Genomic DNA, 1183 nt, shown 5'->3' on the forward strand with positions numbered 1-1183 from the left:
TGCTGCGCGTGCAGGTCCATCGGGATCGCGCGGGTTTGCGAAAAGCGACATCGTTTAGAGGGAATGTGGCCGTTGCGGCAGCGAGAGCTGGTCCGGGGCGGTCATGTTCGGCAAGCATAAGGTCATCGTTCTCGAAAGGGGATGGTGACCGGTCTTTTTGTGACCGTGACGTGACCGTGGCCGCTTGATGCGGCTTCCGGTCAGCGAACATCGATCATGAGAGCGATCAAGTGCCTTAAGAGCATTCGGTGGATGCCTTGGCGCTGAGAGGCGATGAAGGACGTGGTACGCTGCGATAAGCCTTGGGGAGCTGCGAACGAGCTTTGATCCAGGGATTTCCGAATGGGGAAACCCACCTTCGACCTTTTGTATTGTGGTCGCAGATTTTGGTCTGCGGCTTCACTACAATTGGTCAGATGAAGGTATCAAATCCTGAATCCATAGGGGTTTGAAGCGAACCCGGGGAACTGAAACATCTAAGTACCCGGAGGAAAGGACATCAACGAGACTCCGTCAGTAGTGGCGAGCGAACGCGGATCAGGCCAGTGCCTGGCTTTAGTTTACCGGAACGGTCTGGAATGGCCGGCGAGATGGGTGACAGCCCCGTACGGGACGGACGATTGCCAGGACTCGAGTAGGGCGGGACACGTGAAATCCTGTCTGAACATGGGGGGACCACCCTCCAAGCCTAAGTACTCCTCAGCGACCGATAGCGAACAAGTACCGTGAGGGAAAGGTGAAAAGCACCCCGACGAGGGGAGTGAAACAGTTCCTGAAACCGGATGCTTACAAACAGTGGGAGCTCAAGGTTCGTCCTGAGTGACCGCGTACCTTTTGTATAATGGGTCAGCGACTTAAAGTAACGAGCAAGCTTAAGCCGGTAGGTGTAGGCACAGCGAAAGCGAGTCTGAATAGGGCGTTCAGTTCGTTGCTTTAGACCCGAAACCGAGTGATCTAGCCATGTGCAGGATGAAGGTGGGGTAACACCCACTGGAGGTCCGAACCAGTGCCCGTTGAAAAGGTCTTGGATGACGTGTGGCTAGGGGTGAAAGGCCAATCAAACTCGGAAATAGCTGGTTCTCCGCGAAAGCTATTTAGGTAGCGCCTCGAGTGAATACCGTGCGGGGTAGAGCACTGGATGGGCTAGGGCCGCCCACAGCGGTACCAAACCTAACCAAACTCC

The 1183-nt window shown here is 55.4% G+C and carries 1 rRNA gene (running past one end of the window); it reads left to right on the top strand.

Going from position 1 to position 1183, the window contains the following annotated elements:
- Window positions 1-224: 224 nt before the first annotated feature.
- Window positions 225-1183 (top strand): 23S ribosomal RNA (locus ASG69_RS00015); its annotated part runs 711 nt beyond the window's last position; the annotation flags it as partial.

Source organism: Rhodococcus sp. Leaf225, assembly GCF_001426145.1.
GTDB lineage: Bacteria > Actinomycetota > Actinomycetes > Mycobacteriales > Mycobacteriaceae > Rhodococcoides.